Below are 26,346 nucleotides of genomic sequence, written 5' to 3'. Positions count from 1 at the left end.
CCACCCCGGGTATAGTTTGAGGCATCGCTTTCAAATGGGGATCGCTTAGAAACGCGTGCCAATCCCGAAACCGAAGATCCATGGGTCGATATCCACATCGGCGGTGATGTCACCACCGTTGATGGTCACGTCGGTGCTCAGCCACAGGCGCTTCACATCCACGTTCACGAACCATTTGTCATTCAGTGCCAGGTCGGCTCCAGCCTGCAGGGCCAAGCCGAATTCATTTGAATAATCAATATCCTGTACAGCAGAGCCGGCTGCAGACGGTGCATCTTCATTGAAGAAAACCGTATAGTTCACACCCGCACCGAAATAGGGGCTGAACTGCTCGCCCGCGAAGGGGTGATATTGCAGCGTCAGGGTCGGCGGCAACAGATTGACGTCGCCAAGGTCCACTTCACCGGCCGCCGTATCTATGGCTGACACATTATGCTCGGCTGTCGCCAAAATCAGCTCAAGGGCAATTTTGTCGGTCAGAAAATAGGTAAAATCCAACTCCGGAACGAAACGCCCGCCAATATCGGACGTACCGCCGATAGGGTCGATAACGGCATCGTCATTGGGCCGGATATATATGCCACGCAAACGAACAAGCCAGTCACCGGCCTCGGCTTCTGCCGCAGGGGCGGGCACGACAACACTGGCAGCGGATACGGCCAATGCGGATAACATCACAGTTTTTAAGGTTTTCATGGGTCGTCTCCCTGATCAAAGCGCCTGGTCAAAATTGCTTCCCGCTATACGCGATGAATACACTCCCAGACGCGATGACCCTTTTTTGCCCTTTTATTTCCCATTAGCGTTTGACATGAATCAATCGTGCCTGTGCGAAAAAGTCGCAGGCGTCATGACAACCCGGACAAGGTTTCACACAAAGGAAGACAGGAATGGCGAATTTTCGGCAGGTGGCGGATCGCGTCTTTGTATCACCGCAGATTACCGAGGACGATATCGCCGAAGCGGCGGCGGACGGCTTTACACTGATTATTAACAACCGGCCCGATGGCGAGGAGCCCGGTCAGCCGGCCAATGAAACCCTTCAGTCCGTCGCCAATGACAAGGGCCTGGCCTGGGCAACCGCCCAGATCACATCCGGGCAACCCGGCATGGATGCGGTAGAGGCCATGGCCGGTGCCCTGAACGGCGAAGACGGCAAGGTGCTCGCCTATTGCCGTTCGGGTACACGGTCCTGCATGCTGTGGGCCATGGCCGAGGCCATGACCGGCACGCTTTCCACCGGCGAGATTCTCAACCGCGCACAAGGTGCCGGCTATGATATGTCACCGCTTGCGCCGACACTGGACCATCTGCGTGGCAACCGCTGACCGTCAGACTGTTTCACCGGCAGCGCCGAAAGCCATCAACAGGAAAGTATATTCTTCTGCTGTTTCGAAAAGCCGTTCATAGCGCCCGGATTTGCCGGCATGGCCAGCCCCCATGTTGATTTTCATGATCAGCAGGTGATTGTCGGTTTTGACATGGCGTAGCCGGGCGGTCCATTTGGCGGGTTCCCAATAGGTGACGCGCGGATCATTGAGACCGCCGGTCACCATCATCGGCGGGTAGTCCTGTGCCGTGATATTGGTATAGGGACAATAGGCCCGGATGGTTTCATACTCGCCGACACTGGCGGCCGGATTGCCCCATTCCGGCCATTCAATGGGGGTTAGGGGCAAATCCGCATCCAGCATGGTGTTGAGCACATCGACGAAGGGCACATGCAATACAGCGGCACGAAACAAATCCGGTGCCTGGTTGACGGCCGCTCCCATCAATTCGCCGCCCGCGCTGCCCCCGGATATGCTGATACCGCCGGGCGCGGCATACCCGTTGCCCTCAAGGTATCGGGCAACATCGACAAAATCATTGAATGTATTCTGCCGCCGGTCCCGCTTCCCGGCCTTGTACCAGCCATATCCCAGTTCATCGCCACCGCGGACATGGGCGATTGCATAGGCAAACCCCCTGTCCAGAAGTGAAAGGCGCGACGCCGAAAAAGCGGGACTCATCCCCATGCCGTAAGCCCCATACCCGTATAGGTGCAGGGGGGCCGCCGCCCCTTTCCGCCAATCATCCCGGTAAACGAGGCTGACGGGCACAGGCGTGCCGTCACGTGCCGTCACCATCAACCGTTCACTGCGATAACGCGTCTTGTCATACCCTGAGGGAATTTCCTGTTCCTTGCGCAGGGCCAGCCTGCCGTCCAGGGGGCTGAAATCGTAAACACTCGGCGGAGTGATCAGGCTGGAATATGCAATCCGCACGAACGGCTGATCATACTCCGGATTGTTGTCAAGGCTGACTTCATAGGCCGCTTCGTCAAAGGGAATAGGCTCAGGCGTTCCGGCATGGGGCCAGACAATCAGCTGGTCCAAACCGTCGACACGTTCTTCGACCACAAGCCAGCTTTTGAAAAGCTGGTGGCCACGAATATAACGGCGGTTGTCGCCTGTACGCAGACATCTCCAATGCTCCACGCCCTTGCCCAGAGCCGGTGACGGCAGGCGATAAAGTGCGAAATTCTCGCATATACGGTTCGAACGTACGACAAAATCAATGCCCGCGCCGTCTTCGGCCGGCAGGCCATGATCCAGTGTATAATCATGGCCTGTCTGACGCGCCGCCACACAGACGGGGTTCACATCCAGGCGGTCCAGTGGAATGAGATGGACTTCTGACGTTTCATGGTCGGCGGCACGGACCATCAGCCAGTCGCGCGAACTGCTTGCATCAATATGCACGAAGAAGCTTTCGTCTTCTTCCCTGTACAGCAATAGGGCGGGCATGGCCCTGCCGGACGTATCCAATGCGTGGGCCTCGACCCGGTAAGGACGCCATTCCTCGGTCAGGGCCACGGTGATAAAGGATGTACCGTCCAGGGACCAGACAATTTCGGAGGATACATTGCCGACCGAACTGTCGGTGACCTCTCCGCTTTCCAGATCCATAATGTGGACGGTGAAGCGCTCTCCTCCGCTCGTATCCACGGTATAGGCGAGAAAGCGCCCGCACGGACTGGGCCAGACCCCACCGACCCGGAAAAAGTCATGCCCTGCCGCGAGTGCAGGCTCGTCCAGAATGAGGGTCCAGGACCCACCGGTCACAACAGGGCGGCGATACCAGGACCTGTACTGAGCGCCTGCCGTAAAAGCCCAGCGGTATTCAAAAGGCCCTTCGCGCCAGGGCACACTTTCATCATCCGATTTGATGCGGCCCTTGATTTCTGAAAACAGCCTGTCCGTCAGCGCCCGTTCCGGACCCATGACGCTTTCGTAATAAGCATTTTCACGACTCAGATAATCCAGAATGTCGGGATCTTCGACCTTTGGGTATCCTGCATCCTTCAGCCAGAAATACGGGTCCTCGATATCACGATCATGGACGCGCACCCTGCGTGCCCGGCGGTCTGCTGCGGGTGGTGTTGGTGCGGCAGGAGCTGCCAGTCTGGGCAAAAGTTTTGTCATCATGGTCTCTTTTACATAAACGGCATTTTGGGGAGAAAAACATTCCGCAGGCTTAGGGCTTGAATGCTGCGGGCCGCACTGTCAAGAAAGGACACAATCCGCAGGAGAACCCCGATGCATGACACAGACATCAACGCCGGCCAGGCTGCAATCGATCGAGCCCTTCCGGCCGGACCATCCTCCGTACATGCAGACCGTATGGACCATCTGCGCGGTGAGCTGGCGCGGCGTGCGCTCGATGGTTTCATCATTCCTCTGACCGACGAACATATGAGCGAATATGTCGGCGATTATGCACAGCGCCTTGCCTATATGACCGGTTTCACCGGATCGGCCGGTACCGCCGTTGTGCTGAGGGACAAGGCCGCCATTTTTGTTGATGGCCGCTACACGCTGCAGGTGGAGGATCAGGTGGATCACACCCTGTTTGAGCGCTGCCATATGGAGGCCTATCCCCTTGACAGCTGGATCATCGATAACGCGAGCGCAAAGGCACGCATCGGGTATGACCCGACATTGTGCACACCGGATTGGGTACAAAAAGTCGGCAAAACCCTGAGGGATGCTTCATTACGGTTTGAGACCGTGGACGACAATCCCGTCGACACGATTTGGCATGATCGTCCGGCTCCATCCCTTGCGCCCGCCATAGCCCATGACGACGACTTCGCGGGCATCAGCGCCGCCGCCAAACGGGACGATATCGCCAGCCTCCTCAAAAACAAAAAAGCGGACTGCGCCGTGCTCACCATGCTCGACAGTGTTGCATGGGCTTTTAACATTCGCGGCAGGGATGTCCCGCATACGCCTGTCACACACGCTTTTGGTCTTTTAAACGCCGACGGCACGGCCATCCTGTTTATCGATGAACGCAAAATCGACACCGATCTTCGGACGCACCTTGGCAACAGTGTCCGTATTGAGCCACGTGAGCGGTTTTATGAAACCCTGACACAGCTGGGCGGCGCCGGCAAACGCGTCCTTGTTGACCCGGCCGTGGCCAATGCAAAGGTTGTTTCCACTCTTGAAAACAGCGGTGCCGTTATTGTCGAGGACCGCGATCCCTGCAGCCTGCCCAAGGCACGCAAGAATGCGACGGAGCAGACCGGTACACGCAATGCCCATATACGCGACGGTGCGGCACTGACCGAATTTCTCGCCTGGCTTGACACAGCCATCGAAGACGGCGCCGCCGTCGAGGGCCGTCTGGATGAACTTGGCCTTGTGGACCGCCTGTGGGACTTCCGTCAAAAGCGGAACCATGTCGCCGACAGCAGTTTCGATACCATTTCCGGCAGCGGCCCCAATGGGGCGGTCATTCATTATCGCGTGACCGAAGAAACAAATCGGAAACTGCAAATGGGCGACCTGTATCTGCTCGATAGCGGTGCGCAGTATCTGGACGGTACAACCGATGTCACCCGCACAATCCCGGTCGGTCAGCCTACACAGGCGATGCAAACGCATTTCACACTGGTCTTGAAAGGCCATATTCAGTTGGCACTGACCCGCTTTCCGATGGGTACAAGCGGCCAGGCCCTGGACGGCATTGCCAGACGTCCGCTGTGGCAGGCGGGCCTGGATTATGACCACGGCACAGGCCACGGGGTCGGTAGCTTTCTCGGTGTGCACGAAGGTCCGCAGCGCATTGCAAAATTCGGCACCGACATTCCTCTTGAAGAAGGCATGATCCTGTCCAACGAACCGGGATATTATAAAACAGGGGCTTATGGGATCAGGATTGAGAATCTGATTCTGGTCCAGCGTTCCGAAAAAGAAGAAGAGCGTCCCATGCTCTTTTTTGAAACCCTGACACTGGTTCCCATTGATAGACGGCTGATCAGGATCGACCTGCTGAGCGATGCGGAAACGGATTGGGTGAACCAATACCATGACCGGGTTCGTACGCTTATCACACCCCATGTGGAAGACAGCGCCCGCGCATGGCTTGAACACGCCACCGCCCCGCTGCCGGCCCGGACATGAACGCGTACAAATCAGTTGCCGATTTTGGACATGAAAACAGGGAACACGTCTTTGCATCTGCGGCTCCCACCCAATGAACTGGGCCGCGACTTCCTGCTTGGCGACTTGCATGGCCAGACGGAACTGTTACAGGCCAGCCTGACGGCCCGCGGCTTCGATCCATCACGCGACCGCGTTATCAGCGTCGGCGATCTGGTAGACCGGGGACCGGACAGTATTGGTGCCTTGCGCCTTATCGAGGAACCGTGGTTTTTCGCCGTCAGAGGCAATCACGAAGTCATGATGCTTGATGCCCTGGCAACACCCGAAAACGAGACGAACCAGACCTTCTGGAAAATGAACGGTGGCGGCTGGACCGACAGTCTCGATGCAAACACAATGGCTGTGGCGATAAAACTGGCCACTGACCTGCCGCTGGCCATTACGCTGGATCTGCCGGGGGGCGGTGTCATCGGTATCTGCCACGGGGAATGGCCCGGTCAGGACTGGCGCATGGTCGACACCGCGATCACTGACACCGCCATACGGCAAACCATGGTCTGGGGCCGGCAACAGATCAAGGAACGGCGCGTTCGCAGCGATCATACGGCCAAACTGACGGTTCATGGCCATACACCGATTGATGCGCCCACACGCCTCGGCAGTGCGTTTTTTATCGATACCGGTGCTGTTTATGGAGGGGCTTTGACCCTGTTAACGGCACGCGAAGCCCTCAGTTGGCCGCAGGCACTGGTGTCGTAAATGATACTTTTAATGTCTGTATCATCCCCCATGAGTAGAGTAAGATGCCTTTATGTTAAGCATTTTCACATCTACCGGATGTGACTGCGGACATGCGTAGAGACCGAGGGGGAGGATGTGTACAGCCTGATCTATATGAGCGCTGCCGACGAAACCCTGACGGAAGAGGATTTGTCGGCTATCTGGCGGGTCTCAAAACAGAAAAACCATGCTGTCGGTATTACCGGCCTGCTGCTTTACGGCCGTGGTGTTTTCCTGCAGGTTCTTGAAGGGCCTGAAGAGGATATTACACAGCTTGTGAAACGGATTGAAACGGACCCAAGGCACTGCGACATCACGATTCTTGGCCAGCAGGACATCAGTCGGCGCAGCTTTGGCGATTGGGCAATGGCCTATAAAACTCTCGATGATCATCAGACAAGTCTGTTAAGTGAAACACTTGGCTGGGATTGGGTGCCGGCAAAACTGGACAGTCTCAAAAGCCCAAGCAACCCGGCTCTGCTTATGAGAAATATGCAGTCCATTCTGCTTGACAGCAGTCTCTGAATCACACCATCCGACCCGGAGTCAAAACAGCCGAAGCGTTCCCGAGGAAACACTTCGGCCAACCGGCGGCACACTCCGATCTCGAAAGATCAAACCGTGCCGCCATGCATCTTTTCAAGTTGCCCTGCATGACAAGGCATATACCGCATCAGTTGTCCTTTACCGACAATGCGACCATGGCATCCCGTGCAATCGTCTTGACCCTTTTGGTTTTGCCCGAACCAAGCAGAGCGTAAGGGTTGTCAGACATGGACAGGATGCTTTCATACAAGGCTTCCGCCTGTTTCGCGCGGCCGGTCCTGCTGTAGATATACGCAAGGTTCAGCCGATCGAAAACACTCAAAGCCTCCGGTCCGCCTTGTGACAAGGTCGCTTCCGCGTCGGACAGATTGCCGGCCAGCAGTTCTGTGTAACCTGTTGCCTTGACCCCTTCCGTGACATGGCCATGCGTTGCATGGGCGGTCATTTTTTCATTGGCCGGCGCCTCGGCTTCCACCATCGCACCGGACTGCCCGTAGGCTGTTGAACAGGCCCCAGTCAGAGCCGCCAAAGCAAGGGTTATAATTGTTTTTTTCATATGTGCCTCTCTTTGTTGGAGAGGTGGATCCACCTGTTTTGTTACAGATATATGTACATTGCGTGACAAAAAACTGCAACATAAATGTCATATTTAGCGCTGAAGCAATGCTTTATGGGAAAATTTAGTACAATTTCTGTACTAATTTGCGATATATATCACGGATAAACAAACAGCATGGCCGCACGCACATCCTGCTTCCGGCCAGCATCGACATGCTGAAAACCGATACGCTTGAAGTGAGAGAACCGCAGTGCCTGAGACTGGCCCGTTTAGCTCTTTTCAGGAGTATGATGGGCTTGTGACTGTGACATGCCTATATGACAGTCGCTTTTGGATTCGGCCAGTTCGACCTGGCGCCGGCGCTCGGCAAAACGGGCTTTCTGCACAGGACTGGTTTCATTATGACAGTGGGGGCAACTGACACCTTCTTCATATTGCGAAGATGCGCGTTCGGCAGGACCGACAGGCCTGCGGCAGCCCCTACAGAGCGTATACGCCCCCTTCTCAAGCCTGTGGCCGACGGATACGCGCTCATCAAAAACGAAGCACTCCCCCCTCCAAAGACTGTGTTCTTCCGGGGTATCCTCAAGATATTTCAGAATACCGCCCTTCAGATGGTAGACCTCGCGGACGCGCAGATGGCGCGCCCAGGCCGTGGCTTTTTCACACCGTATACCGCCGGTGCAGAACATGGCGACCCTGTCAACCGAGCCGGAAGCGAGACGATTTTCCAGCCAGGTCGGAAAGCTCCGAAAACTGTTGAGACCCGGATTCTCAGCCCCGGCAAAACTACCGATCGACACTTCATAATCATTGCGCGTATCGATGACGATGACACTTGGGTCGTTGATCAGCCTATTCCAGTCACCCGGCTCCACATAGGTGCCGCGTGTGGCGCCAATATCCAGACCCGGCAATCCCATGGTGACAATCTCGGCCTTGACCTGAACCTTAAAGCGGTGAAAAGGCGGGCTGTGATCAAAAGCCAGCTTCAGGCTCAGACCATCGTCGACACCGCTCCAGGCACGCAGGGCAGCGATGATCGCATCAACAGCCAACGGGCTTCCGGCAATGGTTCCGTTGATACCTTCGGTAGCCAGCAAAAGTGTGCCTTTTAACCCAAACTGCCGTCCAAGGGATTTAAGGCGAATGGCCAGCGCCGCCGGATCCACCAGCGGCACAAACTGATAAAGAGCGGCAATGACGAGCCTGGCCATAATTTAAAGAATCTATCCAACATGATCCGTCAGCAACCGTCGGGCTTATACTCCGACAGGTAAAAGGCGGCAAGCCGAAGCGGCACAAGCCTGTCTTCAGACCGATATGTCCGCGCCCGATCTGAAAATCGGTCATCTGCACAAAGATTTCCATGCCCGCTGCATATACAGCCACCGCCTTGTCACTCTTCCGTTCGGACTGTAGTAAAGGAAATGATTGCCAGTCAGGGACGGCCCCAGGGGAATTATCATATGATCATCAGACCAGCCACAAGGGCCCTGACGCTGTGGCGCCGCCCCTCAGACCATCCGGATTGGAGGGTGAAAGATCGTATCACTGCGGAAACCGGCGCGTTTCATATCGAACGGCGGAGATACACACCGTGACAGCCATATTGCGTGCCGCTGTTCTTTTGAGCGTCATTGTTGCCGCAGGCTATTTTTATTATATCGGTGACGGGCGCGTAAGCCGCACGACGGATTTCCGCCTGCCAATACGTGAAATGCGCGCCCTGACCGCTCAGGACGGGGACCAACTGCCAACAACCGTCGCGGTAGAAGTTGTCGGACGCGATCATATTCCGCTCGGCCTTGCCATCGCCGGAAAAGGGCTTGGCCATTTCAGCATGGCCCGAACGGCTTTTTTGGTCAGCGGGCCGTCTGGACGCATTCTGGTCGATACCGGCATGCCTGAGGATCTGGCGGCAAAAAAACAGCCGGGAACCAGCCCTGTTTATGACGCACCGGCACAAAATCGCGTGGCACGGATGATGGACGAAGCCGACATCATTGTCCTGACCCATGAGCACTGGGACCATATGGGCGGTCTTGCCCATAGCGACCGGCTGTCCAGTCTGATCCGCAAGTCGGTGTTGAGCCCATCGCAGATAGCCGCTCTTCCGGCGCTTGCCGGCAAACCCGGTCCCTTTTGGAACGGAAGCAGCCCGAAAGCTCTCGACAACAGCGCCCCGACAAAAATTGCCCCCGGTGTGGTGGTTATGGCGGCACCGGGTCATACACCGGGCAGCCAAATTATCTATGTCCGCCTTGCGGACGGTGAGGAAGTGCTTTTCATCGGCGATATCACTTTTAGCATCGACGGCATCAGGGACGTGCGCCACCGTCCCCGACTGATGCAAAATGTCATCATGGAACCGCCGGAGGACAGATCAGCTGTCGCCGCGCAATTGCGGAGCCTCAACACACTGTATCTTGCAGAACCACGACTGAGGATCATTCCGTCCCATGATAGCGAGCATCTCAACAGACTGATCCGGGACGGCTTTCTGGTCGACGGATTTTAAGGTGACGCCAAAACGCCCCCATCCATAGTCAGTGCCTGCACCATGTACGGAATAAAAACCGCCTAGAATTTCAGAAATTTTCTTCGGATTATTTAAGAATGATAACGGATTTCAATGTAAATCCAAGAAGTATTATTTTGCGTATATTCGAAACACTATGTAAAGAGTATTCTGCATAGCCAGATTTGTTCAAGCCATTGCATTTAAGAATTAGACTTAATTTACGAATACATGACGAAAGGGAGAAATAAGATGAAAGGTGACGCAGGCGTTATTCGCCATTTGAACGCGATCCTGAAAAACGAACTGACCGCGATCAATCAGTATTTTCTGCATGCCCGCATGCTGAAGGACTGGGGCGTCAGCAAGCTTGGCGCTTATGAGTATGAAGAATCCATCGACGAAATGAAACATGCCGATGCATTGATCGAACGCATCCTATTTTTAAACGGGCTGCCCAACCTGCAAGACCTGGGCAAGCTGCTGATCGGCGAGGATGTAAAGGAAATCATAGAGTGCGACCTGAAAATGGAGCACAACAATCATAAGGACCTTGTCGCTGCGATCGCTTACTGTGAAGAGATCAGGGACTATGCGACCCGTCAGCTTCTGGATTCCATCCTGACCTCCGAAGAGGACCATGTGGATTTTCTGGAAACGCAACTGGACATGATTGAGCGCATGGGCTTGCAAAATTATATACAATTGCAGAGCAGCAGCGCTGGCGAGAGCGACGACTGATCTCAAACACGGATACGAGGCACGGCACCGAACGGGTATCCTCCAAAGATGGCCGAAAAATCGCCTCTAAATGCCAAAGGACAGGGTTTTCCCTGTCCTTGTATCAAAGTCGATGACGGCGATACCCCCCATGATGACGATACCCAATGGGGCTGGATTGTAAATTATTCCGCCGCCAGCAGGACGGTCCTGGCGGCAACCGGATTGCCGGTTGATGTCTCTGTCAGGTCGGCAACAAGGTCCTCGGCACAATCACGGCAGGCGCCGCAGCAAAATCCGTTCCCCAATGCGGCGTAGGCATCTTCGGCTGTCGCGGCACCGCCGGTGTTGACCGCCGCAGCAATATCCTTGTCCGTGTATCCGTTACACATGCAGATATACATTGGTCAGGTCTTTGCGCTTTCTACTATCGGCATGTTTGTCCAGAAAAATGACATATGCCTGCCATGACAGTACCGCACATATAATAGTGCGAACTATTCTTAATTATCTATGCCGAAGTCATTTCTGCCGGTCAAGAAGAATCTGCATCTCATTCTCAATTTAGGGCAGACTCAATTTAGGGCAGGCCCGCCAGATCCAGAGCATGTCCACTCAGGATAAATCACTTCAGCAATGACACCGGCAGGCAATCGCCATACCGATAAAACCGGCCCGGACTTTTCTACCGGCGTCGTGTTCCTACTGGCGTAATATATGGACACGCACTAAAATTGAGTATGGACAATCACGGACAAGTCATGAGGCCCCTGAGAGGCCGGCAGAATTTAAGCGCCGATTCCTACCGCCCGGAGGGAATGGCCGCGATCTTATGGGATCACTGGCACGCCCTGCAGACAACCGCCGGCGGGGCTGTGCCTGCAAAAGCCGCGCTGAGCATGCGCGCCCTGAAAGAAGCGTTGCCCGGTCTTATAATTTGCGAGGTCGAGCAGGATGGTGTTGTGCGCATACGCCTCAGCGGGACGCGCGTCGATGATATGATGGGCGTACCGCTGACGGGCCGGCCGGTTCTTGACCTGACACCACCGGCCCAACGCACCAGCATTGATTTTGTTTACCGTTCAATCCGCCAGCAGCCCTGTGGCTTTTACATATTCGAAGACCTGGCCCGCCGAGGCGGCAAAATGATGGCTCTCAAGGCTCTTCTTCTTCCACTGACAGACCGCGGCGGCGAGGTGCGTTTTTATGTGAGCGCCTATCAGTTCGGCGAAGGGCATTATGATCCTATGATCGAGGATCCGCCAATTATTGAACACCACACAATTGTGGAAGCCGGTTTTATCGACATCGGCTTTGGCTTACCGGACGAAAACCAATAAAAATCGACGAAACGTCCAGCCAGTGGACAGTGCGTAAGAATGCGTCCCGCATCCCGACCAAGGGGGCCACACCACCCCGGCATGGGGAAAATCCGTAATAAGGTGATTTGATTTTCAAAAAACAGCATATACTGGTAACAAGATCGGACGCATGCAAAATGGCGTATGTCCGGGAATGTGCCGTGGCTATTGAGATGGCTCTTTGATACGGATGCGGCACCCGGTCGCGAACATTCACGGAACCGATATGATAAAATGGTCGTCCGGATAGGATTCAGAGGACAGTCTAAAACCTGTCCCAAAAGATTGTTATCCTGTGGCCTCAGGGGGGATAAACGGGCGGCTCCGCCACCCGATGTGTGGACCGAGGTGGAAGATGCCTTTCGACATTCAGGCTAGCGGCTTGCACCGTGTAGCGCTTTTTTCCGGAAACTATAACTATGTCATGGACGGGCCTGTCCGGGCATTGAACAAGCTTGTAGCCTTCCTGGAAAATCAGGGTGTTGAGGTTCTGGTCTTCGCGCCGACGGTCAAAAAACCGGCTTTCCAGCATAATGGCACTCTGGTGTCTGTGCCGTCCCTGCCCTTGCCGGGACGTGGTGAATATCGCCTGGCCCTCGGTCTGCCACGCGCGGCCCGCAAAAAACTGGAAGCCTTCAAACCAACGCTCATTCATCTGTCGGCACCCGACCTTCTTGGTCGGTCGGCGTTACACTGGGCCTGCAAACGCGGCATACCCGCCGTTGCCAGCTTTCACACCCGGTTTGATACCTATCCCCGTTATTACGGCATGCAGTGGCTTGAAAAGCATGTCACCGATTACATGCGGCGCTTCTATCACCGCTGCGAACATGTCTATGTCCCATCGGAATCAATGGTCGATGTTCTGAGAGAGCAGGACATGGCCCGCGATCTGCGGATTTGGAGCCGGGGTGTCGATACCGATCTTTTCAATCCGCAACGGCGCGATATGGAATGGCGGCGGGCGAACGGCATTGACGATGAGGACAGGGTCATCACCTTTGTCGGACGTCTTGTTTTGGAAAAAGGTCTGGGCGTCTTCGCCGATGCACTGGACCGGCTGACGCAGCAAGGGGTACGGCACAAAGCCCTTGTGGTTGGAGATGGGCCTGAAAGCGCGCGTTTTATGGAACGCCTGCCCGATGCCGTCTTTACAGGTTTTCTAAGCGGTGAAAATCTGGCCCGTGCCTATGCAAGTTCCGATATCTTCTTCAATGCAAGCATTACGGAAACGTTCGGCAATGTAACGTTGGAGGCCATGGCATCGCGGGTTCCATCCGTGTGCGCAGATGCCACGGGCAGTCGCACGCTGGTCAAAGATGGCGAATCCGGCTTTCTGGTTCCTGCCGGCGATATTGACGCCTTTTCCGATCGCCTGCGGCTTCTGATCGAAAACAGGGAGCTGCATGGGCGCATGGCGGCGGAGAGCCATGCACGAAGCCGGGCCTTTACCTGGAATGCCGTTCTTTCAACGCTTCTCAGCCAGTATATCGAAGTCCTGGACACCTATAACAGCGCCGAACGCATCTGGTCTTCTGCCAACCGTTTTGGCAGGACAACCATCGCCAATTGAAACCCGAAATCACCGGAACCGCGATACGATTTGCTGAAAACGCGATCCCTGTCACCCTTGTGGATAAAAAAGAGCCGGGCAAATGCACCGGCTCTACATTTAACAAGAAACGGTCGGACAGTACGGCCTGAATACATGGATACCCACCACCTGTGCTTTTCTTAAAACGGAATGACCTTCAGGACATGCTTGACCGGCTGCGCGAAAAGCGCAGCCTGATGATTGCCCTCAGGGTTTTGCAAGTGACTTTCGTGACTGCGGTCGTGGTCTTCCTTGCCGGCCGCCTTAGTGATATCGGCTGGTCGGACGTGGCCGATGCACTGCCGACAACCCCTTGGTACTATATCTTTTTTCTGGGTTGGTTTTTTGCCATCCCGATCGCCGAACTGTTCGTCTACAAACTGATCTGGGGGGAAAATCTTACATCCCGTCTGGGCGTCTTCCTGCGAAAACGGGTTTATAATTATGCTGTTCTAAGCTATTCGGGCGAAGCCTATCTTGCCATGTGGGCCCGCAAGGCCATTCCGCTCGACAACCGTAAAATCCTCTCGACCGTAAAGGACAGCACCATCCTGTCCGGTCTTGCCTCCAATACCTTTACGGTACTGCTTCTTGGCGTTTTCCTGGTCACGGGCCAACTGGCAGTCCTTTTGGAGGCCGATCCCGATTTCGAGGCATATTTCATTGTCGCGGCCCTGGTCGGCCTGATCCTGGTGCCAATGATACTGCGCTTCCGGAAAAGCATCATCGCCCTGCCCGGTCGGCTGGCGCTACAAGTTTTCGCGATCCATATGGTTCGCCTGATTCTGATGCTAGTTCTGCAGACTGCCATGTGGGCCGTCGTCCTGCCGCAGGTTCCGTTCGAGACATGGTTGATGTTCCTGACGGCCCAGCTCGTCCTGACACGGGTCCCGTTCCTGCCCAACACGGACCTTATGTATCTCGGACTTGGTCTGTCTCTGTCCGGATATCTCGAGGCTCCGGAAGCGACAGTCGCCGGTATGTTTCTGGCAGCAGGTGCCCTATCGCAAATATTGAATGTGGCAATTTACGGCCTCACATCTTTCCGCCAGTTCATGCCGGCCCCGATCAAGCCGCCCAAGGGCGGACGGGTCGTACCCGCAAAAGGAACTTGAACTGATACTGAAACCTACCGAAAAAGGCTATGATCACCGACGGCCAGCATTAGGAACGCCACCATTATCATGGCCTTTTTAGATCGATATCTCCTGCGCACCGCCTTTACACCGCTTGCGGTCAGCCTGTTTGTCGCCGCCCTCTTGCTGCTGCTGGAGCAAATGCTGCGTCTCCTGGATTTCGTGCTGCACGAAAACGGGCCGGTCGATGTGGTTTGGCGAATGCTGGCTTTTCTGGTGCCGCACTATTTGTCGCTTGCCCTGCCGCTCAGTGTATTCCTTGGAGTGGTTCTGGCTTTTCGCCGTCTGTCGCTGAGCAGTGAACTGGACAGCATGCAGGCAACCGGTATCAGCCCCTGGCGCCTTATCAGGCCGTTGATGATGCTGAGCCTTTTAATGATGCTGCTAAATTTTCTGTTGCTCGCCTATGTCCAGCCCTATGCGCGCTATGCCTATCACCAACTGCGTTATGAACTGCAGGCGGGCCTTCTGGGCGCGCGCGTTCCGGTGGGAAAATTCGTCGACGTTGCGGACGGTGTCAAACTGCGTATCGGGCGCACGGAAAATCAGGGACAGGATCTGATCGATCTGTTTGTCGTATACGAAAATGCCGATGGCGATCGCTCGACCTTTACAGCCCGTCAAGGCCGGTTCGTGCGCAGCAGCGACCCGAATATTCTGCTCTTACGCCTGTTCAGGGGCAGGCAGATGGTTGTCCGGCCCGGCGAACGCCTGCCCGGCGTACTAAATTTCGATCAGCAGGATATCGCCCTGGATTTGCCGGATGTTACTGCGTTTCGGGGACGCGGCGGCGAAAAGCGCGAAGCCACCATGGATGAACTGCTCACGATCCTCTCACAGGAAACACAGGCGACAATTGCCGATTATGACTCCTACCGCGCCAGCTTTCATTTCCGGATCATCCACACGCTTACTTTTCTTGCACTGCCTTTCCTGGCTGCCTCCGTCGGCGTCAGCAACCGCCGACAGCCATCAAGCATTGGCCCCATACTCGGCCTCGGCCTTGTGATTATTTATCACGAACTGCTCGAAGAGTGGGCCGAAAGCGCGGTTTCAAGCGGCAGTCTTAGTCCGTATGTGGCCATGTGGCCGCTTTATGCGGTTTTTTTACTGGTTTCCCTGCGTCTTTTTTACCGGATGGCTGAACAGCCGGGACGCGGCGGTCTCCGCCAGCTTGAAACCCTGATTGCCCGGATCAGCCATACTGCCGGGGACAGACTGAAACGGCTCATCGGCAAGGCACCCGCATGACGACACCCTCCGCCATAAAAAGAGACACAGTCGGGGGCCGCTTGCGCCGGCTGCGCCGCAGAACAATCCCCTCGCGCGCTTTGGCCCATTATGTGGCACGGGCCTATCTCAGTCGTTTTGCCCTGATGCTGGTTGTTCTTGTCGTCATCCTGCAGATGCTGGACATGCTGAACAGGTCTGACGACATCATGGCGGCGGATGGGGCCACACGCGCCTCCCTCATACGCTATATCCTGTGGCGCAGTCCGGAACTGATCAGTCAGTTCACCCCCTTCGCAGCCCTTCTGGGCGGACTTTTCACCCTGTCGAGCCTCAATGTCCACAGCGAGGTTACCATCATGCGGGCCAGCGGATTGTCCCCCGGACAGATCATCGCACCGATGGTGGGCGTGTCCCTGATCATATCGGCCGCCCATGCCGTGTTTCACGATCAGGTCACCGTCAAGGCATCGGCCCGCCTGGCATACTGGCAGTCACAGGACTACAGCCTGTCGACAGGCCTTCCGCCCGAAGGGCGCCAGGATCTGTGGTTTCAGGATGACCGCCAGATTGTCGAGGCCCGTACGGCCACCCGAATGGGGGGACAGGTTCTACTGGACGATCTCTATATTTATGAAAGAGGCACTGACGGCCTGCTTAACCGCAGTATGGCGGCTGAATTCGCGCTTTTCGACGGGTCGGTATGGACACTTTACAATATTCGCCGGTTCGATCTCGATGCGCATGACATGCTGTCCGCTGAAACCGAACCGTGGACTTTCGGTGTGCCGATAGACCATATTTTCGCCCAGATCGACCGCCCGGAGCAGGCTGATATTGCCTCCTTAAATCTTGCCATAGGCATCCTGGACGCTGCCGGTCTTGAGAATTTCACCCTGAAAACCAGCCTTTATCACCGATTTGCGCTGGCCCTGTCATCGGCCACCATGCCGCTTCTGGCTGCCTTTGTCGCCTTTGGCCTGCCAAGGGGAGGGGCGCGCATCGGGCGTGTAATTCTGGGAATGGCACTGGGGTTCAGCTTCTTCGTACTGGACAATTATATGGTCGCCATGGGGACAATGGGCGTGATACCGCCACTGCTGTCAGCTTATGGGTCCCTTCTCCTGTATGGCCTGATCGGCACAAGTATCCTGATACGGCTGGACTGAACCCCTTAAACACACGCTTTTATTTCAGCTTGCCGACAACGTCGTTGAGGTTGAAACGGAAAGCAGTCCGGACAGCTGCTGTGTCAGGCCGTATCATATTGTAACGGTCATCCACACCATTGAACCCTTGGCGTTCAAGGCCGAAAACACGGTCGTTCCAGTTTTGCCGGACAGGAATGACAGGCGCTTGAAGGCCGCTTTTGTCGATCGGTTGGCTCAGGGCAAGACGTACGGTATTGCTGGCCCGTGCATAATCGACGGCGCGGGTAAGGTCCTCACCGTCCAGCTCCGGCCCCCGGACCGGCAGAGCCGTACGATAAAGCACGCGGTTTTGCCGAACGGTCAAACGGCCGTCGGAAAACAAAACGGCATCACGGCGCTGGACAATCACGGCAACGGGACGGTTGCCGACTGAAATGGCCTGAACACGAACCTGGCTTTTTCCAGCCAGAATATTGGGTGCCAAAACATCGTTGACCAGAACACCGTTGATAGGAACATCATTAGACTGCGCGTAAGTGGCTCCGGAAAAACCGGCAACGGCGATACTGGCGGTTGCCAGGGCTGCTGTCATCAGGGTGCGAAAGACTCTCATTTTTGTCCTCCTTCAAACAATAGAGGCGTCACTGCTTAATCAACCAATCAGCGTATTATGGCGCCTTAATCTTGAACCTAACCTGAATAAAGAGATGACGCAGACCGCCGCGATGTTGAAGCGACTTAAAGTGGACAAAGAAATCGACGGAACGACTTAATTCCCACAAAGTCCTGATTATAAAAGAAAAAAGGTAAGAACCCCGGATCGTCAACCAGTGTCAGAGCCCGTCGATAGCTTCAAGGATGACAACGGTTTCCGGACGATCGCGGTAGCTTTCTTCCCAGAGTTTGGCCCGCACCAGACCGGTACTGTCGACCACAAGAATCAGAGGATACGGCACACCGTAGGCATAATGATCCGAGGCATAGGTATCATTGCGGATACCGAAGGCATCTATGATGCGCGACCCCTGATCGGACAAAAGCGTATAGCCAATCTTGCGCTTTCCGGCAAACTGGGCCAGTTGCGGCACCGTGTCATAACTGATCGCAATCAGTTTATATCCGCGCGCCTTGATGCCAGACTGGGCCGCTTGCATCTGAATCAGCTGCTTCTGGCAAAACGGGCACCATTTGGCGGAACGGAAAAAAACCAGGACCGCCCCTTTTTCACCTGTGAGCGTGTTGAAAGACTGTTCGACACCCTCCTGATCGGGAGCCGTCAGGTCATGGGGGATTTTGGATCCGATGGCCGGGCCCAGATCGGAAAGGTCGGACGCCATCGCAGCCACAGACGTCAAACCCGATATCAATACCAGCAGAAAACTTGCGCGGCGCAGCATGAATAGACCCCTCTCCAATGTGTCATAGCCTGAAAGTTGATCAGCGAAAGTCTGAACACCTCCGATCTAACAGGCATGGGTCATAATCCGAAGACACATCCTCTCACAGCTGCGCGAGATGACCGCGACCAACAGGGCAGACTTTTAAAGAACACCGTCCAACGCGGCCAGAACATCCCTGGCGAAACGCTCTATTTTGAAGCCTTCGCCCCCTGCGGGATCATATCCGCGGCGCACAATCACCATATCCCGGCTTGGGATGATCAAAACAATCTGGCCGCGGTTGCCCAACATGGCAAAACTGTCGTCCGGCACCTCGGAAAAGCGGTCATTATATAACCAGAACTGGGCGCCGTAGCCCGGATAGGGACTGCCGTTGCCCCGCTCACGCGGCGGCTGTGACGGCGCCGGTGTCGCCACATACCGCGCCCAGCCTTCGGGCAGGATGCGCCTGCCCTGCCAAACACCGTCATGCAGATAGAGAAGACCGAGCCGGGCAAGATCACGCGCAGTGGTCCAGACCTGACTGGATAGAATGAAATTACCCTGCCAGTCCGTTTCGGGCACGGTATCATGCATGCCGATTCTGTGAAAAAGAGCCTCAAAAGGAAAACGCCAATAGGCATCGTCATCGGTCATGGCGGCTCTGAGCGCCCGCACCGCCAACAGCGTATCATTGTTGGCATATTTCCACCGCAAACCCGGCGGTGCCTCCAGGGCGGCACGGCTGGCCGTGTCTGTCACCAGGCCACCGCCAAGATACAGGCGATCCGTGCGGTTGCCCGCCTTGTTGCTGTCCAGGCCGCTCGCCATATGTAACAGGTTTTCAAGCGTGATCATCCGGCGCGGGTCCGAGGGATGCTGCCATTCCGGTATGGGGGCCGGCGTTTTCACATCAAGAATGCCCCGCTCAACTGCCGCACCAATGATCGTTGCGGCAATGCTTTTCGCCACGGACCATGTTCGCTGGCTGGTGTCCGGAGAAAATCCCGGCACATAATGTTCGGCCAGTATGCGGGTCGGCGTTACGATCAATATGGCGCTGGTCTTGGCATCCCGGCCATACTCCGGGTTGCCGAAAGCACCGGCCACAAGCATATCCAAAGCCGCATGGCCGCTATCCCCGTTCACAGGAGACCGGACTGTCCACGGTGCATCGCTGTCGGCGGCCGGTACATCAAGGGTGATGCGGGGTAGATGGGTGGCGATCTCCAGGCCGGCGCCGACAGGCAATTGCGTACATCCCAGATTGGGCCGCCAAACGGCATGCCGTGGCGGCATGGCATCATCATACGTGACGGACACCGTACGGGACGCCCGGTTGATGACCGCATCCGGCAGGTCCTCGATCAGGGGCGCGTAGGCACGGTAGACACCGCTCAATTCGTCGGCGGCGATTCTGTCCGGGTTTTTGCCCGCATTGAATGTCGCACTGCATGTGAAAGCGGCCTTGTAGCCGGCGGCATAGGCTTTTTCCGTCCATGCGGTTTCATCGGCACTGGCCGCCATACCGGCAAGGCCGGCCAGACATAGAACAGGCAGCGCCCGCCATCCTTGTTTCGATTTGAACATCAGTTCCCCCCTTAGATTAACCGCTCAGTCCGCGAAAGAGCGCCCTGCTGCCGTCTCCCACTCCCGGTACCAGGCGGTAAAGGCAATTTCCACATAACGCGGATTGAACAGATGCCAACCGGCAGTATCAGCCGGCATGACGAAGCCTGCCGCACCATCCGCCGCCGAAACACCACCTGCAAAGGACACGCGCGCAGCCTGCTCCACCGCGTCCAGCAGACGGACGTAAGATCCCAGATCCCGCGCATAGGCCAGACCGCCGTGACCGGTGACAATCAGCGTATCCGGCTCCCGCAGCAGATGGGCGACGGACGTTTTCAGACGCGAGGGTATCGCATCCACATAATTCGGAAACAGGCCCTGCCAGACAAGATCACCGGCAAACTGCACGGCGGCATTATCGATGTGAATGGCCAGATCGCTGGGCGTGTGCCCGGCAAGCGGGTCGATAGTGAGTATGCGCCCGCCAATGTCGAAGGATACGGGGGACGTCTCTTGCGACAAAATCTGCGTCGGTCCGACAACCTGAATCGGCGGCCGCGTGAAAGGTGTGTCTGCTTTTTGCGCACCGCTGCCATAGCGGTCATTGATCAACCGCCGGGTGGTCTCGGTCATAATGATGTCGGGACCCGCACCATTGTGAAAATACCCCGCCAGTCCACCGCTATGATCGGCGTGAAGATGCGTCACAATCACATGGGTCGGGCGTCGCCCCGTCAATTTTTCCGACAGACCGGCCAGCCATGCGGCCCCGCTTGGCCTGTAAAACGCATCAATGGCGACCACATGGTCATCCCCCAATATGAGACCGCCATTGCAAAGCGTATCAACAGCCCCAAAACCGCCGTCCGGTTTCAACGGTGTGGATACAGCCGCCCAGATACCGTCACCCACGGTCTCCAGCCGTGCAAAAGGCTGCTCGTCGACAATCCTGCCGATGGGGGCCATGCCCGTCATAGCAGCGTTCACACCGTCCAGGGCTGTTGCATGACGCGCCGTGTATCCTGCCACAGCAGCGGCCCCTACACCCGCCAGAAAGCTCCTGCGCGTCGGACGCCGGATGGTGCGTGACAGAGCGCGGACCATTGCTGTCATGATGTTTCCCCGTCCGGGTCTATGTGCGGTCGCCGAACAGGCCCTCGATCGGCAGAAGGTCCGAGCCGGCCTCCGTCGCGACGGCATAGCGCCGCGTTGGCCCGCCATATAGGGCAACGCCCGCATGCTCGCCGGATTTTGACAGGACATAAAAATTCACATTGAAGGCGGGCCGGCCGGCCTCATCCAGAAGGCGGCGTTCCACCGTATTTTCCACAATCCGGCGTAAGGCGGCAATGCCGGCATCTTTCGGATGCAACCCTTCGCGAAGTTTTTCAACGATCAGGAAAGAAGCCAGATTATACAAATTGGCCTCACCCCGCCCGGTGGACCCTGCCGCACCGGCGGTATTGTCCACATAAAGGCCGGCACCCAGTATGGGGGAATCGCCAACACGGCCCGGTATTTTCCACGCCAGACCGGACGTGGTTGTCACACCGCAAACATCGCCAGCCGCATTAACGCCGTTGCAGTTGATGGTCCCGTAATAATGATCCGGGTCGATCTTGCCTTCAGCCACCATCTGCAGCCCGACAGTGTGACCCACAGCAGCCCTCTCGGCAGGATTGAGGTAATGGCGGCTGTCCGTTCTGCGTTTCCATTCCAGCCACAGCTGACGCGACCGGGTCGAATTCAGGTCGTCTTCGATGCTGAAGCCCATGTTACGGGCGAATGTCTGCGCGCCTTCACCGACCAGCAAGTGATGATCCGTCTGTTCGGCGACCATATGGGCAACCTTGGACGGCGTGCGCACGCCCTTGAGGGCGCCGACACCGCCCGCCCGTTTTTTCGGACCGTGCATGCAGCAACTGTCAAGCGTGACACGGCCATCAGCATCGGGCAATCCACCGAAACCGACACTGGTGTCCTCGGGATCTTCCTCGACAATGTTGACCCCTGCGATCAGGGCTTCAAGCACGTCGGTGCCTTCCGTCATCAGGCGGAACGCCCGCTCAACGCAGGTCTCGGTTCCACCGTTTTTGTAGATGTTGCCATTACCGGACGCGATAACGGCAGGCTTGGTTTTCGCAGAATGCACAGCCGGCGCCTGTACGGCACGGCTGGCACTGGAACCCGCCAGAACCCCGGCTCCCATGGTACCGGCAGCCAGGCCACCCGCCAAAAGCTGACGGCGGTTGATTGCGTTTGTCATATCATTACCCCCATGCTGTTAACCTGATGGTTATCTCCCGCAGCCGATCATGCCCATGCACGGACGGAAAGCAAGGATGTGAATGACATGCAAAGACCCCTTCTCTGTTCACATTGTGGTCATCCCTCCCATGGCGGCGCATGTCACCAGACGGATCCGCGCCCTCTGCCTGAAGACAACACATCGACGGAAAACCCTGCCACGGACCCCGGTCAGGATCAGCGCATCGCGGCCGTGGCAACGGGTGAAGAAGAACTGGGTGATTTCTCTTCCGATACCGCATCTACGGGAAGGGTGGATGTCGGCGACGGTATCCTCGGCAGCATCGACCCGGAACTGGATAACGACTATATCGCCGTTCGCCTAGAAGCCGGCGTCACCTATCGGATCGACATGTTCGGCGTGGACCGGACCGCCACGGGTGGCAGTACCGAACTGGTGGACCCCTATATTCTGGACATCATCGATCCGAACGGAAACACCCTTGGCATCAGCAATGACGATATTGTCGCCGGCATCCAACGCGATTCCCGATTGGAGTTCACACCTACGTCCGGTGGCGATTATTTCATCGTAGCCGGCGCATGGAGCACCGAAACAGGCGCCTATCAGTTGAATGTAAGCGAAGTGTCACGGCCGGCCTCTCTGATCAGCGGAAGCGACACTGCCGACACGCTTCAAGGCGGCACAGAGGCCGATTTTATCGAAGGGTTGGCGGGAAACGATACGCTTAACGGCGCGGACGGCGACGACACACTGGTCGGAGGCACGGGCGATGACCGCCTGAACGGCGGCAGCGGCGCGGACCGGCTGATCGCGGACAGTGGCACGGACACCCTTGTCGGCGGCAGCGGCACGGACCGTTTTGTCATCGGCGATGCCTCGGATGTCACCATCAGCGATTTTTCTCAAAGCGACGGGGACCGCATTGAACTCAGCGGATTTCGCAATTTCTTCAGTCTGGATGCCGTACGGACCAATGCCGTTCAGGATGGCGCCGATACCATCATTCGACTTAACAGCAACCAGGTTCTGACACTGTCCGACACACCGCTTGCAAGTCTGACTGCCGGTGATTTCATCTTTGCCAGCGACCAGCTGGATGTGGAGTTTGACAGACTGCCATCGCCGGATGCGTTCTTTGCACCGATCGTATCCGGGTCCCGTTATATTCCGAATGCCAGCGGCGACCCCCTCGTTATCACATTCAGTTTTCCGGAAACAGGCTCGGATTTCAGCGATTATGAAGGCTTGGACGCAGACTCCGACTTTCCCACCGGTTTCATACCCAGTACGCAGGAACAGCGCGACGTGGTCCGTGATGTTCTGGATATGCTGGAAGGGATTATCAATGTGGACTTTGTCGAAGTGGACGAAGCCGGTGGTGCCGTGGGTACCATTCGTGTCGGACAATCAACCGTTGTCGATGATCGCGGTGCCGCCGGTGTCGCCTTCTTCCCGTTTTCCGGCGTGGGCAGCGATGTCTGGCTGGAACCCGGCCTGAGCGGTCAGGATCTTGTCACGGTCTTCACGCATGAAGTAGGGCACGCACTCGGTCTTAAACATGTGGATGACGGCGATGGCGGCACCCCGACGGATCTGACGATCGACGGCATCGAATTCACCATCATGGTAACATCCGTCCGTCAGTCCGCCCTGTTCGATGGGGCATTCAGCTTCCAGAGTACAACCGGCCTGCAGGCCATGGATATCGAGGCCTTGCAATTCCTGTACGGCGCCGCCCCCGGGATCACGGACGGCAACACTGAACATGTTTTCAATCTTGAAGGCTTTCACTGGGAAGGGCTTTGGGATACGGGCGGCAATGATGTCATCCGCTTTACCGGTACAGCCAGCGAGGGTGTGTCCGTGGACCTGACACCCGGCAGTCTGCTCGATATCGGGTCCGAGGTTACCTATTTCGGCAACGGAGTCGGGGACAGCAGTTATTCCACAACCGTGCAGATCACATCCGATACCATCATCGAGCGGGTCATCGGAACCGAACTCGGCGATACGCTCAGCGGAAACGATGCAGCCAACAGGCTGATCGGCAATGGCGGTGACGACCGCATTGACGGGCGGCTTGGCGATGACACGGTCTCGGGCGGTGGTGGGAACGACACGCTGATGGGCGGGGCCGGAAATGACCAGTTTTTCGCCGGTCCCGGCGATACCGGCGCGGATGTGTATATCGGTGGCACCGGCGATGACGGCGGCGTCGGCGGCGCCGGCAACGACCTGCTTGTGGGGGATGTGACAGCCGGTTTCGATGCGGACGATTTCGGCAGCGATACATTGTTCGGCGGCAGCGGGGATGACAGAGTCTTCAGCAGCGCCTGGAATGACGAAAACGGCGACGGCATGGCTCAGATCGGTGAAGCTGTATCCGTTGGGACAGCGCCGGACATCGCTTTTGGCGGGGCCGGGACGGACACGGTTGTCGGCGGCGGCGGAAATGACGAACTGGGCGGCGGCGCCGGAAATGACCGTCTTGTCGCGGCAGGCGGGGATGACACCCTCTTCGGTGGGGCGGACAACGGTGATGACAGCCTGGACGGGGGCACCGGCGATGATGCGGTTTTCGCCGGCGGCGGAAATGACACCATTGACGGTGGCAGTGGTGCCGATCAACTGTTCGGCGGCAGCGGCGATGATGACATTTCCGCAGGAGAGGGCGACGATCGCCTGTTTGGCGCCGGCGGCAACGATATCCTGAGCGGCGGCACCGGCAGCGATGCGTTTTTCTTTGCCGGTATACATGGGGACGACCGGATTTCCGACTTCGATCTTGTCGAGGATGCTCTGTTTCTCGCCAATGTAACGGCACGCTTTACGAGCATTGAGGAACTGACCTCCGCCATCAGTAACACTACTCTTGCCGGCAGCAGCGGTGTCCTGATCGATACGGGTGGAGGCAGCGTTTTCATCGACGGCCTCAGTGTTGACGATCTGGGTGCCCTGAATGTCACCCTATCTCCGCCGGCGACCTAGGCAGCCAGCACCCATTTGATCAGCAGGCCCAAAAGGCCGACGGCCAGGACGCCGCCGGCCCAAAGGGCCGCAAACCACAGGGCCTGATAAAACCGGGTCATCAGTGGTATCCGTCACCGGGCCTGACCTTGCCCCGGAACACCCAATAAGCATATGCCGTATAGGCCAGAATGATCGGCAGCATCACCGCAGCCCCCACCAGGAGAAACATCAGACTGCCGTCTGGGGCAGCCGCCTGCCAGATGGTGATATCCGGCGGGGCAACATAGGGGTACAGGCTGATGCCAAGACCGATAAAAGACAGGATGAAGAGCCCGACGGATGCCAGAAACGGCAGCACATCCCGGCCCTGCGCCAGCCCGGAAAACACCACTCCCCCCAAAACCGCCACCAGAAACGGGACGGGCGCCGCATACAGAAGGGCCGGCCAGCTTGTCCAGCGGGCCAGGAAACGGTGATCAAGACCAAGGGTCGCCAGGCTGACAAGAACGATCGCCGCCAGCGTGCCTGCGGCGCAGATACGTGCAAAAGAACGCGTCTTGACCTGCAGGGTGCCATCCGTTTTCATCACCAGCCAGGTTGCCCCCAGGAGGGCATAGCCTGTCACGAGCGCAACGCCCGTCAGAATACTGAAAGGGGTCAGCCAGTCCCACCAGCCGCCGGCATAGGCGCGATCGGCCACTTCGACTCCTTGGATGAACGCACCTAGCGTAATGCCCTGAGCGAACGCGGCAATCCCTGATCCCAGGGCGAAAGCCCAGTCCCACCAGACCCTGCCACGCACCGTCCGCCAGCGATATTCAAAAGCCACACCCCGGAACACCAGGGCCAGCAACATGGCGATGATCGGCACATAAAGCGCCGGCAACAAAACGGCATAGGCCAGCGGAAACGTGGCATAAAGCCCGCCACCGCCCAGCACCAGCCAGGTTTCATTGCCGTCCCAGACCGGGGCCACACTGTTCATGGCGACATCGCGTTCCTCACCTTGGTGCAGAAGAGGAAACAGAATACCGATGCCAAGGTCAAAGCCGTCAAGAATGACATAGGCCAGAATGGCAAATGCGATGAGAAACGCCCATATAAAAGCCAGATCGATCAT

At 56.8% G+C, this 26,346-nt stretch carries 24 protein-coding genes; 12 read left to right on the top strand and 12 right to left on the bottom strand.

Features of this window, described 5'->3' with window-relative positions; translation table 11 throughout:
* Positions 1 to 45: 45 nt before the first annotated feature.
* Positions 46 to 696, bottom strand: a complete 651-nt coding sequence (locus BXY39_RS17875; RefSeq protein WP_121940273.1) for an OmpW/AlkL family protein — start codon at positions 694 to 696, stop codon at positions 46 to 48.
* Positions 697 to 890: 194 nt separating this feature from the next.
* Here BXY39_RS17875 and BXY39_RS17870 point away from each other — a divergent pair, with 194 nt between their 5' ends.
* Positions 891 to 1,328: a protein tyrosine phosphatase family protein gene (locus BXY39_RS17870; RefSeq protein WP_121940272.1), complete on the top strand. Its 438-nt coding sequence runs from the start codon at positions 891 to 893 to the stop codon at positions 1,326 to 1,328.
* Positions 1,329 to 1,331: 3 nt separating this feature from the next.
* Here the strand turns inward: BXY39_RS17870 and BXY39_RS17865 are convergent, their stop codons facing one another.
* The gene (locus BXY39_RS17865; RefSeq protein ID WP_121940370.1) at positions 1,332 to 3,467 is read right to left on the bottom strand and encodes a S9 family peptidase; all 2,136 of its coding nucleotides are present in this window, start codon (positions 3,465 to 3,467) and stop codon (positions 1,332 to 1,334) included.
* A gap of 198 nt (positions 3,468 to 3,665) precedes the next feature.
* Between BXY39_RS17865 and BXY39_RS17860 the strand changes: the two genes are divergently transcribed.
* The 3 genes from BXY39_RS17860 (at position 3,666) to BXY39_RS17850 (ending at position 6,740) form a co-directional block, all read left to right on the top strand.
* Positions 3,666 to 5,453 (top strand): M24 family metallopeptidase, encoded by a 1,788-nt coding sequence (locus tag BXY39_RS17860; RefSeq protein WP_170163959.1) that lies wholly within the window; start codon positions 3,666 to 3,668, stop codon positions 5,451 to 5,453.
* 51 nt (positions 5,454 to 5,504) lie between these two features.
* Positions 5,505 to 6,194 (top strand): metallophosphoesterase, encoded by a 690-nt coding sequence (locus tag BXY39_RS17855; RefSeq protein ID WP_170163946.1) that lies wholly within the window; start codon positions 5,505 to 5,507, stop codon positions 6,192 to 6,194.
* A gap of 117 nt (positions 6,195 to 6,311) precedes the next feature.
* On the top strand, positions 6,312 to 6,740 hold the full coding sequence (locus tag BXY39_RS17850) for a BLUF domain-containing protein (protein WP_121940269.1): 429 nt from the start codon (positions 6,312 to 6,314) through the stop codon (positions 6,738 to 6,740).
* A gap of 148 nt (positions 6,741 to 6,888) precedes the next feature.
* Here BXY39_RS17850 and BXY39_RS17845 read toward each other — a convergent pair whose 3' ends face one another.
* Both BXY39_RS17845 and trhO read right to left on the bottom strand, forming a co-directional pair.
* On the bottom strand, positions 6,889 to 7,317 hold the full coding sequence (locus tag BXY39_RS17845) for a hypothetical protein (protein WP_147453633.1): 429 nt from the start codon (positions 7,315 to 7,317) through the stop codon (positions 6,889 to 6,891).
* Positions 7,318 to 7,589: 272 nt separating this feature from the next.
* Positions 7,590 to 8,537, bottom strand: coding sequence for an oxygen-dependent tRNA uridine(34) hydroxylase TrhO (trhO, locus tag BXY39_RS17840; RefSeq protein WP_121940267.1), 948 nt, complete (start codon positions 8,535 to 8,537; stop codon positions 7,590 to 7,592).
* 383 nt (positions 8,538 to 8,920) lie between these two features.
* Here trhO and BXY39_RS17835 point away from each other — a divergent pair, with 383 nt between their 5' ends.
* Together BXY39_RS17835 and bfr are read left to right on the top strand one after the other, a co-directional pair.
* Complete coding sequence (locus BXY39_RS17835) at positions 8,921 to 9,841, top strand: MBL fold metallo-hydrolase (protein WP_170163945.1); 921 nt, start codon at positions 8,921 to 8,923, stop codon at positions 9,839 to 9,841.
* A gap of 252 nt (positions 9,842 to 10,093) precedes the next feature.
* On the top strand, positions 10,094 to 10,582 hold the full coding sequence (gene bfr / locus BXY39_RS17830; RefSeq protein ID WP_121940265.1) for a bacterioferritin: 489 nt from the start codon (positions 10,094 to 10,096) through the stop codon (positions 10,580 to 10,582).
* Positions 10,583 to 10,746: 164 nt separating this feature from the next.
* Here the strand turns inward: bfr and BXY39_RS17825 are convergent, their stop codons facing one another.
* Entirely contained in the window at positions 10,747 to 10,965 is a 219-nt protein-coding gene (locus BXY39_RS17825; RefSeq protein WP_121940264.1) for a (2Fe-2S)-binding protein, read from the bottom strand.
* Positions 10,966 to 11,301: 336 nt separating this feature from the next.
* Here BXY39_RS17825 and BXY39_RS17820 point away from each other — a divergent pair, with 336 nt between their 5' ends.
* The 5 genes from BXY39_RS17820 (at position 11,302) to BXY39_RS17800 (ending at position 17,051) form a co-directional block, all read left to right on the top strand.
* Entirely contained in the window at positions 11,302 to 11,901 is a 600-nt protein-coding gene (locus BXY39_RS17820; protein ID WP_121940263.1) for a PAS domain-containing protein, read from the top strand.
* A 376-nt stretch (positions 11,902 to 12,277) separates the two neighbouring features.
* Positions 12,278 to 13,495, top strand: coding sequence for a glycosyltransferase family 4 protein (locus tag BXY39_RS17815; RefSeq protein ID WP_121940262.1), 1,218 nt, complete (start codon positions 12,278 to 12,280; stop codon positions 13,493 to 13,495).
* A 152-nt stretch (positions 13,496 to 13,647) separates the two neighbouring features.
* On the top strand, positions 13,648 to 14,631 hold the full coding sequence (locus BXY39_RS17810; protein WP_121940261.1) for a hypothetical protein: 984 nt from the start codon (positions 13,648 to 13,650) through the stop codon (positions 14,629 to 14,631).
* A gap of 69 nt (positions 14,632 to 14,700) precedes the next feature.
* Complete coding sequence (locus BXY39_RS17805; protein WP_121940260.1) at positions 14,701 to 15,903, top strand: LptF/LptG family permease; 1,203 nt, start codon at positions 14,701 to 14,703, stop codon at positions 15,901 to 15,903.
* Complete coding sequence (locus tag BXY39_RS17800) at positions 15,900 to 17,051, top strand: LptF/LptG family permease (protein ID WP_121940259.1); 1,152 nt, start codon at positions 15,900 to 15,902, stop codon at positions 17,049 to 17,051. Before BXY39_RS17805 ends, BXY39_RS17800 begins: the two co-directional genes overlap by 4 nt.
* A gap of 19 nt (positions 17,052 to 17,070) precedes the next feature.
* On the opposite strand, the gene BXY39_RS17795 is transcribed toward BXY39_RS17800, so the two are convergent.
* From BXY39_RS17795 to BXY39_RS17775, 5 genes are all read right to left on the bottom strand, one after another.
* A complete protein-coding gene (locus BXY39_RS17795; RefSeq protein ID WP_147453631.1) occupies positions 17,071 to 17,646 on the bottom strand; it encodes a hypothetical protein in 576 nt (191 codons plus the stop codon).
* 220 nt (positions 17,647 to 17,866) lie between these two features.
* A complete protein-coding gene (locus BXY39_RS17790) occupies positions 17,867 to 18,430 on the bottom strand; it encodes a peroxiredoxin family protein (protein ID WP_121940257.1) in 564 nt (187 codons plus the stop codon).
* Between the two features lie 144 nt (positions 18,431 to 18,574).
* The gene (locus tag BXY39_RS17785; RefSeq protein WP_211332328.1) at positions 18,575 to 20,002 is read right to left on the bottom strand and encodes a serine hydrolase domain-containing protein; all 1,428 of its coding nucleotides are present in this window, start codon (positions 20,000 to 20,002) and stop codon (positions 18,575 to 18,577) included.
* 24 nt (positions 20,003 to 20,026) lie between these two features.
* Complete coding sequence (locus BXY39_RS17780; protein WP_170163942.1) at positions 20,027 to 21,097, bottom strand: MBL fold metallo-hydrolase; 1,071 nt, start codon at positions 21,095 to 21,097, stop codon at positions 20,027 to 20,029.
* Positions 21,098 to 21,116: 19 nt separating this feature from the next.
* Entirely contained in the window at positions 21,117 to 22,250 is a 1,134-nt protein-coding gene (locus tag BXY39_RS17775) for a glycosylasparaginase (RefSeq protein ID WP_121940255.1), read from the bottom strand.
* A gap of 87 nt (positions 22,251 to 22,337) precedes the next feature.
* Between BXY39_RS17775 and BXY39_RS19975 the strand changes: the two genes are divergently transcribed.
* Positions 22,338 to 25,244 (top strand): hypothetical protein, encoded by a 2,907-nt coding sequence (locus BXY39_RS19975; RefSeq protein WP_147453630.1) that lies wholly within the window; start codon positions 22,338 to 22,340, stop codon positions 25,242 to 25,244.
* Here the strand turns inward: BXY39_RS19975 and BXY39_RS20080 are convergent.
* On the bottom strand, positions 25,241 to 25,345 hold the full coding sequence (locus BXY39_RS20080; protein ID WP_170163941.1) for a DUF2474 domain-containing protein: 105 nt from the start codon (positions 25,343 to 25,345) through the stop codon (positions 25,241 to 25,243). The two genes, BXY39_RS19975 and BXY39_RS20080, sit on opposite strands and share 4 nt — an antisense overlap.
* Complete coding sequence (cydB, locus tag BXY39_RS17765) at positions 25,345 to 26,346, bottom strand: cytochrome d ubiquinol oxidase subunit II (protein WP_121940253.1); 1,002 nt, start codon at positions 26,344 to 26,346, stop codon at positions 25,345 to 25,347. The genes BXY39_RS20080 and cydB overlap by 1 nt, the downstream gene beginning before the upstream one ends.

This window comes from Eilatimonas milleporae (assembly GCF_003688555.1).
In the GTDB taxonomy this organism is placed as follows: Bacteria; Pseudomonadota; Alphaproteobacteria; order Sphingomonadales; family Kordiimonadaceae; genus Eilatimonas; species Eilatimonas milleporae.
The sequence above is the reverse complement of the archived record's forward strand: the minus strand, read 5'-3'. Positions and strand labels throughout refer to the sequence as shown.